The organism is Pseudomonas sp. ASL4, from assembly GCF_056680395.1.
Genome location: NZ_CM155280.1, coordinates 5,661,292 through 5,680,574 on the forward strand (window position 1 = coordinate 5,661,292; position 19,283 = coordinate 5,680,574).

At 56.7% G+C, this 19,283-nt stretch carries 21 protein-coding genes; 4 read left to right on the forward strand and 17 right to left on the reverse strand.

The features are described 5' to 3' along the window. Positions 1-107 precede the first annotated feature (107 nt). Entirely contained in the window at positions 108-677 is a 570-nt protein-coding gene (locus AC1MEW_RS25685) for a DJ-1/PfpI family protein (protein WP_480424043.1), read from the forward strand. Between the two features lie 318 nt (positions 678-995). Here AC1MEW_RS25685 and AC1MEW_RS25690 read toward each other — a convergent pair whose 3' ends face one another. Further along, positions 996-1,538: a 3-demethoxyubiquinol 3-hydroxylase gene (locus tag AC1MEW_RS25690; RefSeq protein WP_322268856.1), complete on the reverse strand. Its 543-nt coding sequence runs from the start codon at positions 1,536-1,538 to the stop codon at positions 996-998. A 302-nt stretch (positions 1,539-1,840) separates the two neighbouring features. Between AC1MEW_RS25690 and AC1MEW_RS25695 the strand changes: the two genes are divergently transcribed. Together AC1MEW_RS25695 and AC1MEW_RS25700 are read left to right on the forward strand one after the other, a co-directional pair. Continuing rightward, entirely contained in the window at positions 1,841-2,197 is a 357-nt protein-coding gene (locus AC1MEW_RS25695; protein WP_201257080.1) for a VOC family protein, read from the forward strand. A gap of 429 nt (positions 2,198-2,626) precedes the next feature. Continuing rightward, positions 2,627-2,854 (forward strand): hypothetical protein, encoded by a 228-nt coding sequence (locus AC1MEW_RS25700; RefSeq protein WP_480424046.1) that lies wholly within the window; start codon positions 2,627-2,629, stop codon positions 2,852-2,854. Positions 2,855-3,469: 615 nt separating this feature from the next. Here the strand turns inward: AC1MEW_RS25700 and AC1MEW_RS25705 are convergent. The 10 genes from AC1MEW_RS25705 to AC1MEW_RS25750 form a co-directional block, all read right to left on the reverse strand. Continuing rightward, positions 3,470-3,949 carry a lysis system i-spanin subunit Rz gene (locus tag AC1MEW_RS25705; protein ID WP_480427341.1) on the reverse strand — a complete coding sequence of 160 codons (480 nt, stop codon included), beginning with the start codon at positions 3,947-3,949 and terminating at the stop codon, positions 3,470-3,472. 26 nt (positions 3,950-3,975) lie between these two features. Beyond that, positions 3,976-4,401 (reverse strand): structural protein, encoded by a 426-nt coding sequence (locus tag AC1MEW_RS25710; RefSeq protein WP_480424048.1) that lies wholly within the window; start codon positions 4,399-4,401, stop codon positions 3,976-3,978. 58 nt (positions 4,402-4,459) lie between these two features. After that, positions 4,460-4,894, reverse strand: coding sequence for a tail fiber assembly protein (locus AC1MEW_RS25715; RefSeq protein ID WP_480424050.1), 435 nt, complete (start codon positions 4,892-4,894; stop codon positions 4,460-4,462). A 2-nt stretch (positions 4,895-4,896) separates the two neighbouring features. After that, the gene (locus AC1MEW_RS25720) at positions 4,897-6,114 is read right to left on the reverse strand and encodes a hypothetical protein (RefSeq protein ID WP_480424052.1); all 1,218 of its coding nucleotides are present in this window, start codon (positions 6,112-6,114) and stop codon (positions 4,897-4,899) included. Positions 6,115-6,172: 58 nt separating this feature from the next. Continuing rightward, complete coding sequence (locus tag AC1MEW_RS25725) at positions 6,173-7,066, reverse strand: hypothetical protein (RefSeq protein ID WP_480423581.1); 894 nt, start codon at positions 7,064-7,066, stop codon at positions 6,173-6,175. Then, positions 7,067-7,369, reverse strand: coding sequence for a hypothetical protein (locus AC1MEW_RS25730; RefSeq protein WP_322269050.1), 303 nt, complete (start codon positions 7,367-7,369; stop codon positions 7,067-7,069). A gap of 1 nt (position 7,370) precedes the next feature. Beyond that, positions 7,371-10,949, reverse strand: a complete 3,579-nt coding sequence (locus tag AC1MEW_RS25735) for a TipJ family phage tail tip protein (protein ID WP_480424054.1) — start codon at positions 10,947-10,949, stop codon at positions 7,371-7,373. A gap of 58 nt (positions 10,950-11,007) precedes the next feature. Further along, entirely contained in the window at positions 11,008-11,601 is a 594-nt protein-coding gene (locus tag AC1MEW_RS25740) for a tail assembly protein (RefSeq protein WP_480424056.1), read from the reverse strand. Between the two features lie 561 nt (positions 11,602-12,162). Next, the gene (locus AC1MEW_RS25745; RefSeq protein WP_480424058.1) at positions 12,163-12,585 is read right to left on the reverse strand and encodes a hypothetical protein; all 423 of its coding nucleotides are present in this window, start codon (positions 12,583-12,585) and stop codon (positions 12,163-12,165) included. Between the two features lie 100 nt (positions 12,586-12,685). Next, a complete protein-coding gene (locus AC1MEW_RS25750) occupies positions 12,686-13,051 on the reverse strand; it encodes a DUF2388 domain-containing protein (RefSeq protein ID WP_480424060.1) in 366 nt (121 codons plus the stop codon). Between the two features lie 143 nt (positions 13,052-13,194). Between AC1MEW_RS25750 and AC1MEW_RS25755 the strand changes: the two genes are divergently transcribed. Continuing rightward, positions 13,195-13,431, forward strand: coding sequence for a hypothetical protein (locus tag AC1MEW_RS25755; protein WP_480424062.1), 237 nt, complete (start codon positions 13,195-13,197; stop codon positions 13,429-13,431). Here AC1MEW_RS25755 and AC1MEW_RS25760 read toward each other — a convergent pair. The 6 genes from AC1MEW_RS25760 to AC1MEW_RS25785 all read right to left on the reverse strand — a co-directional run bounded on the left by AC1MEW_RS25760 (position 13,415) and on the right by AC1MEW_RS25785 (position 19,265). Then, positions 13,415-13,684: a hypothetical protein gene (locus AC1MEW_RS25760; RefSeq protein ID WP_480424064.1), complete on the reverse strand. Its 270-nt coding sequence runs from the start codon at positions 13,682-13,684 to the stop codon at positions 13,415-13,417. The two genes, AC1MEW_RS25755 and AC1MEW_RS25760, sit on opposite strands and share 17 nt — an antisense overlap. 112 nt (positions 13,685-13,796) lie before the next feature. After that, complete coding sequence (locus AC1MEW_RS25765; protein WP_480424066.1) at positions 13,797-14,561, reverse strand: C40 family peptidase; 765 nt, start codon at positions 14,559-14,561, stop codon at positions 13,797-13,799. Positions 14,562-14,563: 2 nt separating this feature from the next. Then, positions 14,564-15,316: a phage minor tail protein L gene (locus tag AC1MEW_RS25770; RefSeq protein ID WP_480424068.1), complete on the reverse strand. Its 753-nt coding sequence runs from the start codon at positions 15,314-15,316 to the stop codon at positions 14,564-14,566. An 11-nt stretch (positions 15,317-15,327) separates the two neighbouring features. Continuing rightward, positions 15,328-15,669, reverse strand: a complete 342-nt coding sequence (locus tag AC1MEW_RS25775) for a phage tail protein (RefSeq protein WP_480424070.1) — start codon at positions 15,667-15,669, stop codon at positions 15,328-15,330. A 3-nt stretch (positions 15,670-15,672) separates the two neighbouring features. Next, positions 15,673-19,014: a phage tail tape measure protein gene (locus AC1MEW_RS25780; RefSeq protein ID WP_480424072.1), complete on the reverse strand. Its 3,342-nt coding sequence runs from the start codon at positions 19,012-19,014 to the stop codon at positions 15,673-15,675. Next, positions 19,011-19,265 carry a DUF1799 domain-containing protein gene (locus AC1MEW_RS25785; RefSeq protein WP_480424074.1) on the reverse strand — a complete coding sequence of 85 codons (255 nt, stop codon included), beginning with the start codon at positions 19,263-19,265 and terminating at the stop codon, positions 19,011-19,013. The genes AC1MEW_RS25780 and AC1MEW_RS25785 overlap by 4 nt, the downstream gene beginning before the upstream one ends. Positions 19,266-19,283 lie beyond the last annotated feature (18 nt).

Here is a 19,283-nt window from a genome sequence, read left to right on the forward strand (position 1 = left end):
TGGGTCGCACGCTTCCCCACGTCATAGGCAAAAATCGACCCAAAGCAGCCCCTGATGTATGTTTGTTGTCGCCATATGTTATTGGCATTCATGGAGGATTCTGACTGATGGCACGCGTGGGATTGATACTGACACCCGGTTTTGCGGACTGGGAATATTCTTTCATTGCTGGAACTGCGACTCCGTTTTACGGGATCGACGTCAGGTTTTTCGCTTCTGCTACGGGGCAGTTCCGCTCGCAGGGTGGATTGGCTGTAACTGTCGATAGCAGTTTGCAACAATGTCTGGACTGGAAACCGGACGTTGTTGTCGTCATTGGAGGAATGGTCTGGGAACGCGCAGAAGCACCGGATATTCGAGAATTTCTTCATGCTAGTCGTTCAAGTGGAGCGACAATTGCCGGTATCTGTGGGGGAACTCTGGCACTTGCGAGGGCCGGGCTTCTCGACACGGTTCCTCATACCTCGAACAGCGCTGACTTCTTACAACAGAATGCCGTAGGTTATGAGGGGCGCACGCTTTATCGAAGCAGTCCAGTGGCTGTGGTTGCAGACCGCATCATAACTGCTCCAGGCCCTGCACCCGTTAGCTTCACCTGCGCAGTGTTTGAAGGTGCCGGGCTATCTTCAGAGATCACTTCTCAGTTCAGGTCAATGTTGGCAGCGGAACATCGGTGACTGCGTGGTCCTACAAAACAGCCGATCAGGTGATGTGTTCGAGAGGCCGCTCATGGCCCAGAGTGTGTAAAAACGCATGCGCCGTTTTGAAGTCCGCGTTGCTACGTAAAATCTGCCAGCGCTTGGCTAGTCGGAAGACCTGAAATTTGCGTAGGAACGCGATTTTCGTTCTGGTTTTGACCGTCAAACCTGCTCTAAAACGTTTTTACACAACCTCGGCCGTTTTGAGCCGGTCACGACAGGCAAAAAACGGCCAGAAACGGTCAGTCATTTGTCTAAAAGATTGCGGCAGTGAAACGGGATAATTACACCTGCTTTCTAAGATCGCATACCCATCCAGATTACCGCTTCAGTCCATGCAGTCACCATCGGTGTCAGTACCCTAAACCAGGGATCGCGCACATCAATCTGCACTGCTGAGTGGTCATGATGGTGCTGCTCCTCCTCCACAATCGAAGTAATGGCCGCCACCGCGTGGAGATCGATATTGCCCAGCACATCAAGTTGATGAGCCAGGTGCTTAAGCACCACACTTTCAACCGCGACGGTAGTGGCGACAATTGCTTTGCGGCCACAGATGCCAGTAACCAGACCCAACGCCAGACCGCCGATGCCACACAACCAATAACTACGGCAGCGGGGATAATTGCGACGTTGCAGCTCCTCCTGAAAAACCGTCCGATGGCGGCGCTCGTGGGAGAGGAACTCCTTAAGTTCATCCACCATGCCCGGGACGAAAAGCCGGGCCATAAACAACTGTCCGCTGTAGATACAGATCGCACCATGCTCGCCCGCATGGTCGACCTTCATCATGCGGTTGCCGAGGTCTTCGCCCTTAGCCGTATAGTCTGGTGAATTCACATTGAGATTTCTTGTTCGAGGGGCTTGGTCATCGGGCCTGTCCTTGCTCTTGAGCCAGCATCGTGCTGTAACGCCAAGCAGATAAGCAAGTGAGTTCACAGGGCGGTCCCTCACCATCGTCGATTTGGCCGATCTTTAAGCAGCTGACAGACCGCTTTGGGCGTTCTCTGCCTGTCACAAAGGACAGCAGTCGACCCATGGCGGTCACTCATGATGTAGCGACGGCAATAGACATCTGCCTCAACGCTGGAATGGCCAAATGTCCTAAACTCGCTTCCTCCCAATCAACCAAGGAAGCGTCAATGGGCATGCAAGGAAAAGACCGTCAGATCGACAACATTGAGTTCAATGTCGTTGACATCGATCGAAGCAAGACCTTCTACGGAAGCATATTCGGCTGGAGTTTCGTTGACTACGGCCCGACTTATACCGAGTTCAGCGACGGACGCATGAGTGGTGGATTCACTACAGGAGAGTCAGTGCGAACGGGTGGGCCTTTGATCATCCTATATGCGGATGATCTTGAGCAAACCCAGCTAAGGATCAAATCAGCGGGTGCGACCATTAGTCGTGAAGTTTTTTCGTTTCCGGGTGGTCGCCGTTTCCACTTCATCGACCCTGATGGCTATGAGCTAGCCGTGTGGTCGACCTCTCCTTGATATCGAGGCGAGCCCTCAACGTTACGGCTGCAACGCTTTAGGGCGGCAGCAATGTCTCCGACATTACAGAAACAGCCAAGGATCACTGTTGTTTTGTAATGTCGGCTCTTGGCCGAACTCTGCCCTTCATGAAGGGCTGCTTTGGGTCGATTGCAGTCCTTCGCAACAGGCAGCATTCGGCCAACAGCAAGAATGCAACTCAGCCCTTCAAGGCTGTACACCACCCAAATTCCTACAGCTCGTCGCCTCACCCTCGCCCGACTCCCGCGCCTCGACTACTGTATATTCGAACAGTATAAATAAGGCATGACCGTGGACCCTCTCGAAATCGAAGACACCAGCGACTGGCTTGGATGCCCGACTCCACTCGAAACCTGTCGGCACCAGTTCCGATTTTACGAAAACGAGTTTGAGGAACGGACTTTGTAGTTGCGCCAAGAGCGTGAGCAGATACTCAAGCTGGTCGAGATGCATGCCGAAGCAGTCCGCCTGAAAGACGAAACCATGGCGTCTCTGCGTGAAAAGTCGGCAGAGACAGCCATGATCCGCAGGAAAATGTACGACCTACGCACATCGGCGAATGCATATAAGAAAAAGGTCAGGGCTTTTCGCGGAATGCTTGAGGGCCTGACGCCTCAGACGAAGGCGATCTTTTGACAGGCTCATGCTAGGCGATCGGTCACGTTCGAGTAACATTCAGCACATTGCGCCAGTCACGAGAATGACTTAACCACGTTATGAGTAACAGACTCCCCTCTTTGCTCATCAAAGAAAAACAGGTCAGTGTCGACAACTTGCATTCTTAAAGACGGCGACTTGCAGGTCAGACATAAAACAATCTGGTAGTCCGTAGTTATCGAGTCCATATCATCGACAATCTTTTGTCTAACAGAACGCAGAACTTCATGTTGCCTATCGCACCTGCATCCTGAGCATGGAGCGTTGACTGGGGTGTGATCGGTCGTACCAAGCATCAGATATTTGTTAATCATGAATCGTCCGTTGTGCGCCGAAGCGCATAAAAATAGTCCTTTGACCGCTACCTGTTTCAACCTGGCAGGCCACGCTCTTGCCAGCCATAAAACAGAATAAGGGCCTATTGCCTAAAGCAATATCCGAGCTATCACTATGGGAGTCCAAGCTTGACACCTTAGACGATGGCAAAATAACTGAAAAAAATGGCTCCAGCTATAGGAATTTCCCACAAAGCCTAGCCCTGCGCGTCCAGCCAATAACTCATCGCTGCAGAAGGGATTAGAAGATATCACTGCATCAGCGACCATTGATCTCTTTAATGTAGGCCTGACAAGCCTGCAGCGCAATCAATCCTTGGTCGCCGGCGTCGGTAATTCCGATAATTCGTTGAGCATGCGCTGGGTCAAGCTTGGCTCGTACGACTGCATGATCCACGCCGCTGGCGCGGGTACCGGCTGGCACTGAACAGCCATCGGCTGAACTCGCGTCGAGGAGGACTGACAGCCGCAGATCAGAAGTGGCAAGGCGATCGCGCAGGCGAGCCTGATTGGTTTGAGCATCGGTCAGCTCCTTGTGGTGGGTTTGGTCGCTGGCCGACAGGCGCTGCTCGAGTGCGAGCCGTTTGTCCTGTTCGTTCCGTTGCTGGGTCGCGGCGGCTAAGGTCAACTCATTCAGCGTCTCGTCGTGGAGTTTCGCCTGCTCCGCCAGTTGCTGGCCGTAACGCCAAGCGTCCACTTTCCATGTGGAAAAAACGGAACACCCTACCAAAACGAGCATGCCGATCAGACGCCACGCCACGACGTTCACTGCAACGCCCTACACACGCCTTCCACCAGCACAGCGTCCGGATAAGCAAACCCGGCGTTCTCGTGATGGATGATCGCTTTGACAAAGCCCTGCATCACCGCCGGCACGGCCAGATCAATCTCAGCGCCAGGTTTGGTACCGGTGTTCGCTTCGACGGCGCGCACGTAAGCGGCAGTGTCGTTTTCTACCGATGGTGCCCAGCGACTGATAATGGCCTTCACCGTCTTCAGTCCGTGCTTGCGCTGGTACGTCAGCAACAACTTGCCCAAGGCTCGAATGCCGTTCTCGGGAACGTCGAATCTGGCAAAGCGTTTCTCGATAGCGGGGTCTGGATTGAGCTGGCCCTGCCACTGGTTGGCTGGGTTGTAGTCTATGTTTCCGGGGTTGCGGTTGCGCACCCCACGAGTCTCGATTGCAGTCATCACTTTTCTCCAGGCAAAAAAATACCCGCTCGATGGCGGGCCGGTAGTCAGATGGCTTTTAAAGGACCGGAGTGGTCGACCGGCTGGAAGACGTCTCGCTGGTGTAGGGCTCAGGCTGTTCTGGCCAGGTTGGCGCAGTCGGCCAGATCGGCTGACCGGTGACGCGACCGAGAAAGACCCGGTACTTCTTCCAGGCTGCCAACTCCGTCAGCCGGCCGGCCTTTTCTTCCACTTCTTCCGGCAGCGCGTACTCACCCTCAATGGCGTCATTGATTGCATCTACTCGACCTTGCAGCGCCGACACCTGGGCTGTTGCCAAGCGCGTACGTGCATTGAGGTCGGCGGTGGCCGCCCACGAAACTTCCTGTTCGGCGATCGCGTCGACCAACGACTGTGGGATTTCGGCAACCAGACTTTCGCCAGGCGCAAGTTCCGCCTCGGTAAATCCGGCACCAACTGCTCTCCAGCCTGAATTAGTAATTGCGTATGGCATTTTTACCTCTCAAACCGATATCCAGAAACCCGAACCCGGAACAGGCCGCTACCAGGCGTTGCATCAAGAGCGTATGTAAATCGTTGACTCGCATCCATTACAAAGTCCGCAGACCCTGCAGCTCCGATCGGAATAGCCAAAAGATAGTTGTTCGCGTTGGGCGTAAAGTTCACCTCCGAGTTTGCAATGAACGCGTTGCCGACGTTGGTCGTTAATAGGTAGCTGGTCTTCGCCTCTCTGGCCGTCACTGGCACGACCGCACCGCAATCGACGGAGGTGAACGAAGTTGCTGAGCCGGCTACAACCAGAAACGGCGCCAAGTTCAATGACTCCAGATAAAAGACTGTGTTGTTCTGAAGGTGAATCACCTTGTACAGCTGACCCGATGAGTTGGTAACCATCGAACCGAGGTATCTACGGGAATTATCTCCGATCTTTGCTCTAGCCTTACCAAAATAAACGAATGTAGGCGCAGTAGTTACGGCCTCGATAGCGGCCACACCTGAGTTATCGTATAGATAAATATGGTACCACGTACTTGTGGCGAGACTCATACCACTTAAAGTTAGGGTTGCGGATACTGGCAGTACTTTACCAGTACTCAGGACATAAGCACTTCCCGCCGATACTGAAATGGATGTAGCGCTATTCCACGAGATAATAAGACCATCAATAAAGGTGACCGACACTCCACCTTGAGCGTTAGTAAGCGGTTTAGTAAGGCCTGTAATTTCAGTGATATCAGAGTTTTGACCGCTTTTCGCGGCGACCAGAGTCGTGCGCGCGGCAAGAGCACTAAGATCATCTACCAGAGTCTTCATGAAATCAGAGAAGCCCAGCCCAGTCAGCGCATCACCCGAGGTAGCCCCGCCCGTTCCGCCTTTGGTGATCGGCAGGATTTCGTAGTTGCCGGTCGTGCCAAGCGCGGCCAACTTAGCACCATACTGATTGACGATTGAGCGCAGGGCGTCCGCTGAGTCTTTGACGTAGCCCTGCATCGGCGCCAGCGCATACGCTCCCGCGGAATTGGTAGCGCCCTGGTACGGCGGTGCAATCGACAGCGCAGTATCGCTGGCGATATTGGTTACCTCGTACCAGCCGCCGTCGGGACCGCGAAACGCATCGCCAACACGGCTATTGGCAATAAATGCGGTGTTGGTGCCGATCACGGCATTCGAATTTTGGACGACGGAAACCGTCCCGGCTTTGTACCAGGGCATAGGGTGGTCCTTGGATCTGAATAAGAAACCCGTGATGGGATGGATTGGTAAAGGCGGGTTAATTGAAAGGGAAAGGTAGGTTTTCGGTTGTTATCACCAGTGCTGTAGGCAGCAGTACGGGGAGATTAGAGAACGAGATGGGAAGTGAGTACCCTTGATTGAATGGATGGGCCTGTGTAGTTGCAGGCGAGGCTCCGAACATAAAGGAGATCCCACCACTACGCCCGTAGGCACCCTCCAAGCCAGAGTAATTTAAGAATGAGTAGAACTCGCTTCGAGATAGAAAGTCCCAATACATCACGCCGCGCGACCATGGCAAAAACGCTGCATACTCAACACCTGAATTGATAGGAATATCAACAAACGAATCGACCTGACCTGTGTAAACAATTCCCCCTACGACCTGATAAATTTGGCGAACTCGATTCGCCCCCCCTGAGTAGCAGGTTAAGTATCTACCATATTTATCGGTCGCCCCAGGTCCGGCCGCTTGTATTGCCGCAATAATATTTAGTGGCGGCTGCAAAGAGTTGAAAGTGATTCGACCATTGGTGTCGTACGTCTTTAGAAACGTGGTCCCGGACATATTGTCGGCCATCAGATCGAAACAGTAGAACTTTGTACTTGTAGATGCGCTCGAATAATGAAAAGTAATGCTGCTACCTGATACGGAGGTCCCGTTAAAAATTCCTGTTCCGGTAATAAAAACAATGGGCGATATGGCGTTAGATACCGTGAAGCCCCACAGCCCGTCACCGAAAGAAGGTGATGCGCTGGCGGTTGACACGGTCCAGTTCGCACCATCGTTAGGGTCAAGCTGGGCTGATCTCAATTGTTTTCGCGTCCAATAAGACTGTAAGGCCATATACCCGCTCTTTACCAGCCCGTAACAAATCAGGTTGGTGTCAAAGAGAATTTGGCCATTATCTTTAAATGCCTGGAAAGTTTCCAATTAGTAATACCCGTAAAATATTCGGCAGTTGGCCGAAAAGTATCCCCAGCCGTTCGTTGCGTATGAGTAAACCCATGACAAAGAGCCTGGCATAAGCGTGACGCCCGGCTTCTTGCCTTTCTCAAGCTGCAAATCCACTAGCGGGACAACAATGTAGTACTGCGTCTTCCCCGCAGGAGGCCCAGGGATAGCGGCCGAGCCATTGGCCCCGCCCGTATCGACAAAGCCCTGCATCTGGCTGATGTTCATGGTCATGTCGACCAGCAGGCGCCCAGCAGAGTCGTACGTGGTCAGTCCGGTCATGTCAGACGCTCATGTTGATGGCCAGGACGCCATTGGGGTGGTAAAGCTTCACGCTGCTGTTATTGATGGCGATCCTTGCCGATCCGGCGCCCTGTCCGTTCATCTCAAACCCCCCATTTTTGAAAATTGCCCAGCCGGTCTGACCCATCACATAATTCGTAGAGCAGATGTAATCGCCAATCTTGGCGTTGGTGATGGTGCCGTCAGCGATAAACGCCGAGTTCATGAACACCTGGCCGCCCTGCACCGCAAACGGCACTGAGATGGCGCCGCCGGCAATGGTGTTGACGATGGCGAACCGATCGGCGCTGACCAGGAACTGGCTTTGGAACACGCCATTCACGTTCTCGATGCCGAGGCCTATGCCGGCCGCGACGTACTGCCCGTTCGCTGTCACCGACATCTTCACAGACCACATCGTTTTCAGGTTGCCATTCAAATCTGCGAAGGCCGTAGATGTCTGCTGTATTGCGGCCGAGTTGCTGCCGACCGCGACATTTAACTGCTCAACCCTAGTTGCAGTTGCCGTGTTGTTAGTGGCCACCACCTCTGTCAGGTCAGTAACATTGGCGGAGATTTTTGTGATGTTGTCGGTATTGGACGTAATTTTGGCATCGTAGGTCTTCAGCTCGCGAGCTGCCGCAGCGGTTTCCGACGCTCTAACTTTTGATTCGACGGCAATGCTGGCCGTGCTGTTCCAGCCTTGCAGTGCATCGTCGAGTTCCCCTTGACCGCCATCATCGCGATACGATGCGCGCAAGGCCTGAAACGCAGTTACCTGCGCGGTGACTACACCGTCTATTTCGGTGATGTCCGCAGTGTTGGTAGCGACCTGCTGCGCCAGCCCGTTTGCCGTCTGAACGGTCTGCCCAACATCCAGCCAGTACGCGGCGTTCGGCGGTGGTGTGTTGATTGGCACCGCGCCAGTGGCTTGGTAGATCCGCTTGCCGACCACGACAAGGTCGTACTCCACATAAGTGGCGTCCTGGTCGTAGCCTTTGAGGCCGTCGAGCGCATCGATCTGCGCCTGTAGGCCCGGGATTTTATTGATCTCGTCCAGCAAGTCCTGGCCCAGCTCAGTTTCGCCAATCTGGCCGGCGATCATCGCCAGAATCGCGGTAGCGTCGGAACTCGACTGACCTTGCACGCCCATGCCGACTGGATACCACGCCCCGATGTTGCCGATCCGGTCCACCAGGCGCGCCCAGAAGTAGAAGGTCGCGCCCGCCCGTAGGCCCAACATCGAGAAGTCGCTTTGCGGATACGAGAGGTCTGTCAGCTTGGTGGCAGCTTCCAAACTGGTCGTTGGCCCGTACCAGATTTCCGTACGCTGCGTGTCTTCGGCTCCAGCCGGGAAGCCCCATTTGAGATAGATGCCGAACAACAACGGCGTGGCCGTCAGGTACGACACCGCCGGCGGCAAGCCTTCCTTGCCCTTGAGATTGGTTAGCATCGAGGCGCGCCAGATCGACGAGATGTCGAATGCGCTCACCGCGCGGACCCGTGCCACATAGGCACCAGCATAAATACCCACGACGTCGACACTGGTCATCCCGGTGCGCTGTAGCTTGATCCAGTTGCCGCTGTCTTTGCGCCACTCGACGTCATACCCGACCGCGCCGTTCACTGCCGGCCAGGTGATGGTCATGGTGGCGACAGCGATGCCTTGGGACACTACCGAATTCGACGATACAGTCACGCTGGCCGGCGCTGGAACGACGGTGATCGGGATCACGCTGATCGGCCGTTCTTCCAAGCGGGCGCCGGTGTCGATGTGCGCGAACTTGCTCGGGTCGTATTGGACGGCAGAGATTTCAAATACACCAGGCTCTGGTCGGGACACGCTGGTCACCCGATACAGCGGCACGGCCAGATCGTCAGCATCCAAGGCCCAAACGAGTTCCGGCTCGGGTGCGGCCGAGTAAGCGACAGTGACGGTCACCACGCGGCCAGTTACCGACTGAACGGTGCGGCCTTCGCACTTGCCGTTGGACAGGTTCAGGATCAGCCGGTCTCCTGCCTTGGCCTGGGTGTCGCGGTCTAGGGTAATGGCGCGGCCATTCACCGACGAGATCCGCCCGCCAATTGGCCTGCCGGCCAGCAGCTCATCCGCCACAGGGATGACGTAGCCAGGCAGCGGGATTCGCCCATCCAGGCCAACACGGAATGTGATCCCCCGGTCCTTGGAGTTGGTGAGCAGCGCCCATTTACCACGGCGCTGCGCCTCAGACTCGCGAGTGCAACCGATTGCGCTGATCTCCAGCGGGTTGTCGCCGTAACGTCGTTGAAGCTTTGCGTCGGTCACCGCGGTGACATCGGTATCGTAGTTGTTCGCCGGGTTGTCATAGCTGATCAGCGCGCGACTGTAGCGGGTGCGCTCCGACGCGCTCGAGTACGTGAACTTGCCATCGATCACGTTCGCCCGGGTATAGGCGAAGTCGAAGTCGGTAGCGCGCGGCATGTCGGACAGAGTGAAGATCTGGCCCTGGGCCCAGTAGGTCATGCCGCGATAGATTGCCGAGATGTCGCGCAGTAGCGACCAGGCATCAGCCTTGCCTTGCAGGTTGAGGTTGCAGATGAAACGTGGCTCCTGGCCGCCCTTCCCGTCCGGTACCAACTGATCGCAGTACTGGGAGATTCGGTACAGCTCCCACTTATCGACCTGCCACGGTTTGATCCGACGACCCAGGCCGAAGCGATCACTGACAGTGATGTCGTAGGTCATCCACGCAGGGTTGTCCGTCCAGGCTTGCTTAAAAGTGCCGTCCCAGATGCCGGTGTAGGACCGGCTGTCCGGGTCGTAATTGCTCGGCACCGGCATCTTCTTCAGTCTGGTGTCGACAGTCACCGCAGGAATGCTGCGGAACTGTTCGGCGGAAAACTCGATGTAGAGCAGCGCAGTGTTCGGATAACGTAGCTTGGCGTCGATCACCTCGGTGAAGCCGGCAATCTGCATGGTGTCGGCGATTTTGTTGTTGTTCTGGTTTGGCGTGAGACGTGTTACGCGGATCAGCCAGCCACTGGTGGCCACCGGCAGGTCAATGCGCCGAGTACGCTCGTAGGTGCTGGTGGTCTTGCCGTCCACGGCTTCGCTCATCACTTGCTGATAGGCCCCGCCGTCGGTGGCCAGCTCAACCTTGTACTCAATCCGGTAACCATTCACGTTGCCGCTGGCATCGACCGCTTGCAGTGCGGGCCAGGCGAAGCGCAGACGCACAGCCGACAGCTCGGTGTTGCTGATTGCGCGCACCCATGGCGTGCCGCTGCGAAGCTCGATACCGAGTGTGGTTTCATTCTCTACTGACGGGATGCCCTGGATGTAGCCTTGCTCCACAGACCCGTTTCGGTACTCCCACTTTACGTTCGGGAAGTTCATGTTGCCCTGAGGATCTTGCAGGGGCGTGTTGTCGAGGTAGATGTCCTGCGCCGTCGGGTTGCCGGCGAACTCGCCCTCACCCATTGCGATCAGGATTTTGGCTACGGCCACCGAGCGCAGGCTATCGGGTGCTTCGGTCGGAGTCTTTGGCTTGTCCGATCCGCCTTTGGCGCCGTAAATATCGAGCTGCTGTGCTGCGCCCATGCTTTTCTCCAGGCAATAAAAAACCGCCTCAAGGGCGGCTGTGGTATTCGAGGTTTAGCTACATCTGGTCTTCGGCGTAAATCGCGGCGCTGATAATCGCCCCGCCTACACGCCGCTTGCCGTAACAGAGCGGGACCGGGTTGCCGGATGCCGTGGTGTTCTTGGCGCTACCGAAGGCGTAGCCTGGGGTGTTCTCGGGGGCTGCGCTGGTTTTCAGGCCGCCGGCTTGGGGGCTGAGCATTTGGATAACGCCGCCGGCTACAAGCCCAATGCCTGCGGCGATTAACGGCGCTCCAAACGGGGTTGCCAGCAGGAAAATACCGGCAACTATCATCACTGCGCCAACGATGGTTTGAAGTATCCCGGCGCGCTTACGTCCGACGATGACTGGCGCGATGCGTATCTCGCCGACTCCGTGATAGCCAAGCTCTTTTTCCTCGATGTTCTTTGAGCCGCGGAAAACAGCGAACTCCAGTCCGCGAGACTTTGCATTTGACAGGAACCGCTCAAACCCTGGGATCTGGATGCAAAGCGCCTTAATGGCTTCAGCGGGCGATCGAACGGACAGCTTAAATTCCCTGCCGAACTGCCTTAAAGCCCCGTACAGTTTGATGGTTGTCACTGGCTGGTAATCGATGATTAATGCCGACATAGCTTTTCTCCAGGCAATAAAAAACCGCCCGAAGACGGCTTTCTGTGTTTTTGATCTCAGCGGCCGCCATAGTCCACGTATGGGGCCAAGAAGAAACCGCTCATATCTCCACTAATGCGGAACTGACTCTCCGCTCCAGGCTTGAGATTTGCACTGATGGTTCTGATTGCCGCACCAGCACAAAGTCCTGACTCAGCAAGCCCGGTACCCAGGTTCACAGCACCCGGCTCAACATAAAAGCTCGCGCGCTGACCAGGTCCTATCTTCGCTGCTCGTCGACCGTCAATGTAAAAGACAAGATCACAACCCGAGCCTACAAATCCACCATCCCTAACTACGGTGATATGGGAGGTTGTACCCGCTGTTTTACTCTGGAACGCATACAGCTCATCGTTTGGCACCGGGTCAGCATCCCGCGCAGACATCGGCGATGTCGCACACCCCGCTAGCAGCATCACCACCGCCCCTATCAAAATCCGCATGTCGTTCCCTCACTTTGATTTGGCGGGACTCTAGCACCAACGTGGAGGCAACACGAAAGCAGCCCAGAAGCCGCTCCGTTCATAGCGTTGTTGGAAGGATATCTACTTGCCCATCACCACCAGTGAAAACTCGGTACTTCTTCACCACGCCATCTTTCACAGTGGCTTCTCGCTCTACGCGATCGGCGCCCATCGAACAGATCCCAGATCCGGTGTAAGCGGCTCCAACTGTGAAAGTCTCAGGCGGCAGATAAAAGGACGCTTTTTGACCTACATCTAGCCTCCCAGCCTGCTTGCCATCAATGAATATGGCCATTGAGCACAGACTGCCGGTATGCCCAGAGTCACGAATGACCTGGAGCACTCCGAACGATCCTGAAGGTTTCTGCTGGTAGGCAGTCAACTGGCTTGCTGGTGCAGGCTTCGCCTCGCTCGATGGTGTGGGCGATGTTGCACACCCAGCCAGCAACGCAACAGCCAACGCTCCTACGAATAATTTCATGCAGGTCACTCCTATGGGAACGGGTGCACGATTTCAGTGGGGGGCGGGAACGAAAAGTCCAGCGCTACGCCGGGCTGCGGCCGCGCTCCACCATCAAATTCTAGGGTTGTGATTGATAAGCCAAAATCGCCTTCGCCAACTGCATCTCATCTAGCGATTTTTCTGCACGAAAGGCTTCGAGCATCGACAATGCAGATTCCAGCTGTGCTCCGAGAATACCGCCGTCGCTTGCAACAAATGCAGCCGCATCGTTTCGCGCATCAACGATCTTCTGATCTTGTTTTTTACGACTGTTTCGCGTGCTTGCTTCGCTATCATCGGTGAGCGAGGTAGGGAAAAAGGTCACTGCAAGCGACGACGTAAAAATAGCCCCAAAGGTTGTAACTTTGAGAGCCCCATCCCCTGCGTAGGCTGACAGGCTGTACGAAAAAACGAGCGAAACAATCAAGCCCATAAACTTGCGCACTTAAGCACTCCCTGCATTACCCGTCCCTTGTGGAATCGAATTTACTCGTTTCCTGTCTAGGTATCCAGCGTGGATGGAAAGCCAGTGGCGCCCTCCAATAGCTCGGTAGTAGCTTTTGGCCCTCTAAAAACCAAGGAGCGGTCATGTCAATCAGAAGTCTTGCGAAAAATCTTCCTGCTGACCCAGACAACAAAGGATGGGTGATCGGCTGGGCCGTGCTGAGGGACGCTCCCGGAACATGGCAATTCATCGATATCTATGCTGATAAATCGACTGCCGAAGTAGAAGCTACGCGCCTCGGGAATTGGTTCGTCGTGGAGTACGGCTCCCACAAACTGGGGTCGGACGATTTCGTAAGCGGACTCACGCCGCCGGAGTGAGGTCCACAACCGAGACCGCCTGGAAGTTAATGTTGCCAGGCCCGGTGACAATTTGCGCAGCCAGGCCCGGCTTGCCGTTATAGATCCGGTGATACCCGTCACCGCCAGGCCCGACTTTGCCCTTGAAATTCAACCGATCGATCTCGGTGCCGCTGTCCAGAATGGCGACCACGGCCTCGGCGCCGCAGAGCGCACCTCTGGACGTGGTGAACAGATCTTGAATTGTCAGCATGTAGCGCTGGCTTGGCTGCAAGCAGCCCTCCTTCTGCCGAGCGGGCAGCGAGTAATGAATTGAAGGATTTCCCAGTCCTTTGCCTGCAAGCCCAAGGAGACTTTTCATATTTCTCTCCAGCGGCCCTGCCGCATCATGTGGTTGGTTGTGCATCTTTGTGCCTGAGGATCAGGCGTGTTCGGTCAAGCCACGGCCCGCCGAAGACGATGATCTCGCTTGGGCGCCCGTAAAGGTGGTGCAGCAGGAAAGGCCCAGGGCCGAAGGTGTTCGCCTCTTCTCCGGGCAATGCTGGATCGGTTCCCAGGTAAATTCCTGCGTGGTTAGGGTGCGCTGTGCGTCCGACCGTCATGACGATCATGTCGCCACGCTGTAGTCGGTCCACCTTCGCGAATCCGGCGGCCTCGTAATTCGATTCGTACAGGCTTTCAGCCTCGGCGCTTTCCCACCAGCCATCAGCCCGCCTGAACGCTTCGAACTCCAGCCCCCATTCGCGCTTGTACCAGTCTGCGCAGACCTGCCAGCAGTCCCAGGCCCCGTGCACGAACGGCCGCTTGAGCAACGGCACTTCGTCGGTCGGCATGACCGTGCGTAGATCGCCCTCCGGCCAACTGAGAATGTGCCAGGGCAAAGCCGTGGCTTCACACATGGCCAGGTCGCGCGGCGACGGCCGGCTGGTCGCGTCCGGATGCGTGTGGAAAATCCCGATTACCTCACCCACGTTTTCCGCCGCGGCGTAATCCTCGGGATCGATTCGAAACTCTTCGGTCGGCTCGGCCGAGACGTTCCGGCACGGGAAGTACTTCTGCTTGCGCCCGATCGCCAGCACCAGGCCGCAGGCCTCTTTCGGATATTGCTCGGCGGCGTGCGCCTCCATCACGCTCAGGATGTGTTTGCGCATGGTCAGCTCCGTGCTATCAAGGAAACGGCCGGGAATCCGCCGTGGGGAAGTTCGTTGTTCTGGCCGAAGCGCAACTTGCAGGACTTCAGGCCGCCCTTGCACTCGTCCTTGCTCGGGTCATCCGTGGGGGCGTCATCGTCATCAAACATGGCGCCGCCGGTGTAGCCACAGTTCGGCCCGCGGTAACCGCCAGTCATGGCCCAGTGGCAGAAGGTCGTCATCTGGCGCCCGGGCAAACCGTGGTTGTCGATCTCGCCCGGGGACGACAGCTCCCACTGCACGGCCTCGCCGTCCTCACTGGTTTTCTGGTCAATGAACCAAATTTCCAGAGCCTCTTGCGTCGGGTCGGCGGTCGGGTTGCCCTCGGGGAAGTTCACAGCGTCCAGGTACTGGGCCAGCGTCTCGCGCACGGTGAGCTGAAATTTCAACAGATCATCGAAGGCCAGGCATAACGCGGTGATTCGCCCGTTGACGTTAGCGGCCATGAACGTTGGCCGGGTCGCACTACCGTTGCTGTCTGCGCCGATACCTTCAATCTGCACCGGCCATGCCGCGTATTCGTTTCCCTGCCAGATGATCGATTTCGCCGGCAGTTCGGCGGCAGAGCCTTCGTAAGCCAGTAGCTCGGCCGGTGTGTGCGGAATCGCGTGAGCATGAAAGCGGAGCACGTCCGCGCCGTATTCCGTGCCGTCGATTTCAAACAGCCGCACTTCCCCGCCGGGCTCCAGCTTCTGGATGTCCGTAATCAGTGCCATCAGGGTTTCCCTTAGGGATGAAAGGTTTGTTCAAAGGTGGCGGTCAGCGTGTAAACCGATCCGCCCTTGTGGGATGGCTGGTAGCCGTTGGGGCACTTGTAGAGACCAAGCTCGCCGAGAGGAGGCGCCCACAGGAACGCTTTCGCGCCTTTGTGGCGATCGAGGAAGGCGATAATTTCCTTGATTCGCGCCGCGTTCCCGGTGTGGCTGGTAGGCCAGGACTGTGTCTTGTTGTTGATGCCGTCCGAGACCGACTGCTCATAGCCATCGCCGAATTGCTTGGTCCGGGTACGCTGTTTGATTTCGCCAGTCGCACCTTTCTCTATCGGCCAGGTGAAGCGCTCAATTGCCATGGATCACCCCTTGATGGCCCGGTTGATTTTGCCGCCCTGGCGTAGATCTACGCTCACCAGCTTCTGGTAACGCTGATCAACGAAGTCGGCCAGGTCCTTGCCGAACTGCTGGTAAGCAGGATCGTCGGTCGTGGAGCTGGTCGAGCCGTCGCTGGACACTGTGACCTGCACATTGATCTGCGTCCCGCCTCCAGAACTACCGCCCAGCGCACGGACACCGAGCGCACCACTGGCAGTCCGGGTCAGCGGCATAATTGCCTCAGGTCCCGCCTCCCCCATCACGCCAGTCTGCCCGCCGGCCATCCCGAAGGCTGTCGGCTTACTGACCACGCTGTTGGAGAAAGCACCGCCATCGGCGAATAGCTGCACACCTGCACCCCAGGCGCCGCCATCAGCCTGCGGGAAGTAAGACCCCGAATAGCCGGCCTGGGACGCCCCGAGGTTTGACGAGGCTGCGCCAGCGGAGCCGGCAGCCAATCCGTTACCGGTTCCACCACCAGTGAAATAGCTTGTGGCGGCGCCCACCAAACTGCCCAGTAGCGCCGAACTGGCCTGCCGAGTAGCAATGCGAGCCATGTCTGCCAAGATCGACTTGGTGAAGTCCGCAAACGACAGCTTCCCAGTCATGGCGAAGTTGACGATCGAATCCTCCATCGAGCTGAAGGCGTTCGCGAACAGGCTCCGCGTTTGCCCGGCAACATCCCGCGCCGAATCCAAGTAATTGGCCCAGGCCGACGTAGCGCCCTTAGTCCAGTCACCCTGAGCCGCTTCGACGTCGGCATAGTTCTGCCGGATCTGGTCGGTTGCTGCTTTGTTCGCATCTGCGAGAGCCTGCGACTTCTGCTTGAACTCCTCCAGGTCCATGTTTCTGGAGGGGTCAGAACGCTGGTTTTCCAGCTCTAGCGACTGCTGCGCGAACCGGTCTTGCTGGCTGTTCAGTTCGCTACTGAGTGCATTCTGCCGATCGCCCTGGCCGACGCCATTGACGGCGCGCTGACCGGCGAGCGCTAGCGCCTTCTGCTGCTGCCCGAGGGCTGCAACGTATTGGCTGACTGCGTACGTTTGCTTGTCGAGGCGTCCTTTCTCGGCGGTGGCCAGCACCTCCTGCTGGCTGTCGGCGTCTTTCTGCGCCTTGATCATGGCCGCGCGTGCGTCGGCGATCTTCTGGTCCAGTTGAATGCGCTGCGCTGCCATGGTGCTGGACTTGTTCTTCACGGCTTCCAGCGCCGCGATCTCGGCCTCGTACGCTGCTGCAACTTCGTCCCGTTCGTTGCCGATCAGGCCCTCACGTTTTTGTGCGTACTCAGCCTGGGAAATGAGCCCGGCTTTCTGCGCTGCATCCAGTTGCTTCTGGGCGTTGTTGTACTCGGCCAGAATTGCTGTGAGCTGGTTTTTGGCATCGTTGAAACCGGTGAGATCAACACTGCCCGCCGCGGCCTTCGGATCCTTGTCCTTGTCATCGATAGCCGCTTTCAGCTTGTCGTAAGCGCCCCCGGAGAATTTCTTTCCGTCGAACTCCACACCGTTCAGTATTGAAGCTTTCTGCCCGGTTTTCTCCGCGTCCTGATAGAGCTTTGTGAACTGATCGTTCAGCTTTTTGTAGGCTTCCTGGCGCTTTGCGAGCGGGTTCAGGTCCTGCATTTGCTTGTCCAGTTCCTTCTGGACTGCGATCAACTCCTTGTTCGCGTGCGTTGTTTCTCCCGTTGTTGCGGTAAGGCTTTCACTGGCTGCCTGGCGAGCCTTTAGCCCGGCAAGTTTGGTCTCCAGCGCCGCGGTGGAATCATCGTTTTCACCGTCGCCCAGCCCCAGAAATGAGTTGAGCGAACTGAGGCCGTTTGATACCGCGCCAGCAACACCGCCGCCTTTGCGTGTGTCGAGCACTCGCTGAGTGATCTCGATCTGCTTGGCCAGGTCCGGGAAGACTTCCGATCGGATGGCGCCATAGGCACCGGTGATCGCGATCTTGATGTTGTCCCAATCGCGCTCAACGTCGGACAGCGAAGAGCGGTAGGCCTTCAGCCGCTCCTGCGCCGACTGATTCAGGTTTTCGCTCAGGGTATCTAGCGCGCGTTGGTGATCACCCTGGTCGTCAATGCCTTTGATGACCTCGTATTGCTCGTATGTCAGCAGGCCATATTGATCGCTGATCTTGGCCGCCGCCTCGGTAGCCGTATCGCCCGCATTGGCCAGCGACTTGGCGATATCGCCAGCCCCCTTCCCTGTAACCTCGCCGATGGCAGCCGCGGCTTGCGCCAGGTTCTGCATCTGGAAGCCGCTGGTGGCCGCGCCAGAAGCCAGCGCAATGACTGCCTCGCGCGCACCAGACAGATTGCCCGTCAGCACACCAGCCGATTCGCTCATGGACTTTAGGTTGGCAATGCTCTGGCTGGCGTCGTTCGATCCGCCGTTGATTGCAGCATTGAACGCCCGGGCCTGCTTCATCGCATCGAAGTAGGCATATCCAAGCCCGCCGATCACACCAGCGAGAAGACCTGCCGGAAGCAGCAAAGTCGCCATGCTTTTGGCTGAAGCTCCAGCACCGGCCCCGAGCTGAGCAATGGCCCTCGCCCCGCTACCCAAATCGCCGGATGACAGCGCGTTGGTCAGCTGCATGACGTTTTCCTGAGCCTGGCGCGAGCCGAGTTTCAGCTTGTCGAATGCAGTTTCTGTAGCGGTTAGGCCGGATCTGTCCTTACCGATTTTTGCCAACCGATCTGCGTAAGCCTCGGCGTCGATGCCGCCGGCCTTGTGCAAGTCGTTGAGCGCCTTTTCCTGCGCCTCCAACTTGGCCAGCTTCGCAACCATCGGATCAATGCTATTGACGGTGCGCTTCAGCGCCTCAATCTGGCGGTTCTCGGCATCAATCAGCCGCTGTTTCTGCGCAAGCTCCTTGGCTTCAGCCTTCTCAATTCGGTCAAAAGATTTGCCGAGCCGTTCCTGATAAGCCTCCTGCTGCTCGATGGTGACCAGGCCGCCCTTGCGAGCACGCTCAAGCAGCCCCTCCGCCTGAACCAACTGCTCGATGCTGCCGATGTTACTGGACATCGCCTTTTCAAGCTGGCTAATGTTGGCGATTTCACTGGTCGCGCTTGCGCCTGATTTCCGTCTTGCATCGGATTGACGCTGTGTGGCTTCAGTGGCCTTGTCGATCTCCTGAGCAACTTCTTTCTCGGCCTGAACGATCTTCTTGCCGGTGCCGGCCAATTCGGCCCCGGTCTTGCCGAGATCATCGATCGCCTTCTCGGCATCAACAGCCGAATCGACCAGCTTGTCCAAATCGTCAGCAGCCTTGACCGCCGACGACGAATTGACCTCGATGCCCAGGGACGCGAAGTTGGTGCTCATTTACTGTCCCTCTGTTCCGCCATCACCTGCAGGGCTTCGGCTTCCATGATGCGGAGATCCGGGAAAATGTCAGTGGTCTGGGTCCGGGTTAACCCGAGGAAGTCAGCGACATCGCGAATTGATGTGTAATCCAGGCCGGTAGCGCCGCACGCGCCTGTACGCCACTGGGTGCTCAGCGCCTCGAAGACAAGAAAGGCCTGCCAGTTATCCGGCCAGATTTCACAATCTTGCCCGGTCAGATCACCCACCATGAAGCCGAAGGTCTTCAG

What these genes read in the sequence shown, in the direction of transcription:
- AC1MEW_RS25720 (WP_480424052.1), bottom strand. Translation starts at nt 6,114, where the DNA reads ATGCCCTGGTACAAAGCCGGGACGGTTTCCGTCGTCCAAAATTCGAAT.
- AC1MEW_RS25695 (WP_201257080.1), top strand. Translation starts at nt 1,841, where the DNA reads ATGGGCATGCAAGGAAAAGACCGTCAGATCGACAACATTGAGTTCAAT.
- AC1MEW_RS25735 (WP_480424054.1), bottom strand. Translation starts at nt 10,949, where the DNA reads ATGGGCGCAGCACAGCAGCTCGATATTTACGGCGCCAAAGGCGGATCG.
- AC1MEW_RS25755 (WP_480424062.1), top strand. Translation starts at nt 13,195, where the DNA reads ATGTCAATCAGAAGTCTTGCGAAAAATCTTCCTGCTGACCCAGACAAC.
- AC1MEW_RS25685 (WP_480424043.1), top strand. Translation starts at nt 108, where the DNA reads ATGGCACGCGTGGGATTGATACTGACACCCGGTTTTGCGGACTGGGAA.
- AC1MEW_RS25745 (WP_480424058.1), bottom strand. Translation starts at nt 12,585, where the DNA reads ATGAAATTATTCGTAGGAGCGTTGGCTGTTGCGTTGCTGGCTGGGTGT.
- AC1MEW_RS25705 (WP_480427341.1), bottom strand. Translation starts at nt 3,949, where the DNA reads ATGCTCGTTTTGGTAGGGTGTTCCGTTTTTTCCACATGGAAAGTGGAC.
- AC1MEW_RS25775 (WP_480424070.1), bottom strand. Translation starts at nt 15,669, where the DNA reads ATGGCAATTGAGCGCTTCACCTGGCCGATAGAGAAAGGTGCGACTGGC.
- AC1MEW_RS25785 (WP_480424074.1), bottom strand. Translation starts at nt 19,265, where the DNA reads ATGGTGGGTGATCTGACCGGGCAAGATTGTGAAATCTGGCCGGATAAC.
- AC1MEW_RS25710 (WP_480424048.1), bottom strand. Translation starts at nt 4,401, where the DNA reads ATGACTGCAATCGAGACTCGTGGGGTGCGCAACCGCAACCCCGGAAAC.
- AC1MEW_RS25780 (WP_480424072.1), bottom strand. Translation starts at nt 19,014, where the DNA reads ATGAGCACCAACTTCGCGTCCCTGGGCATCGAGGTCAATTCGTCGTCG.
- AC1MEW_RS25740 (WP_480424056.1), bottom strand. Translation starts at nt 11,601, where the DNA reads ATGTCGGCATTAATCATCGATTACCAGCCAGTGACAACCATCAAACTG.
- AC1MEW_RS25770 (WP_480424068.1), bottom strand. Translation starts at nt 15,316, where the DNA reads ATGGCACTGATTACGGACATCCAGAAGCTGGAGCCCGGCGGGGAAGTG.
- AC1MEW_RS25730 (WP_322269050.1), bottom strand. Translation starts at nt 7,369, where the DNA reads ATGACCGGACTGACCACGTACGACTCTGCTGGGCGCCTGCTGGTCGAC.
- AC1MEW_RS25765 (WP_480424066.1), bottom strand. Translation starts at nt 14,561, where the DNA reads ATGCGCAAACACATCCTGAGCGTGATGGAGGCGCACGCCGCCGAGCAA.
- AC1MEW_RS25715 (WP_480424050.1), bottom strand. Translation starts at nt 4,894, where the DNA reads ATGCCATACGCAATTACTAATTCAGGCTGGAGAGCAGTTGGTGCCGGA.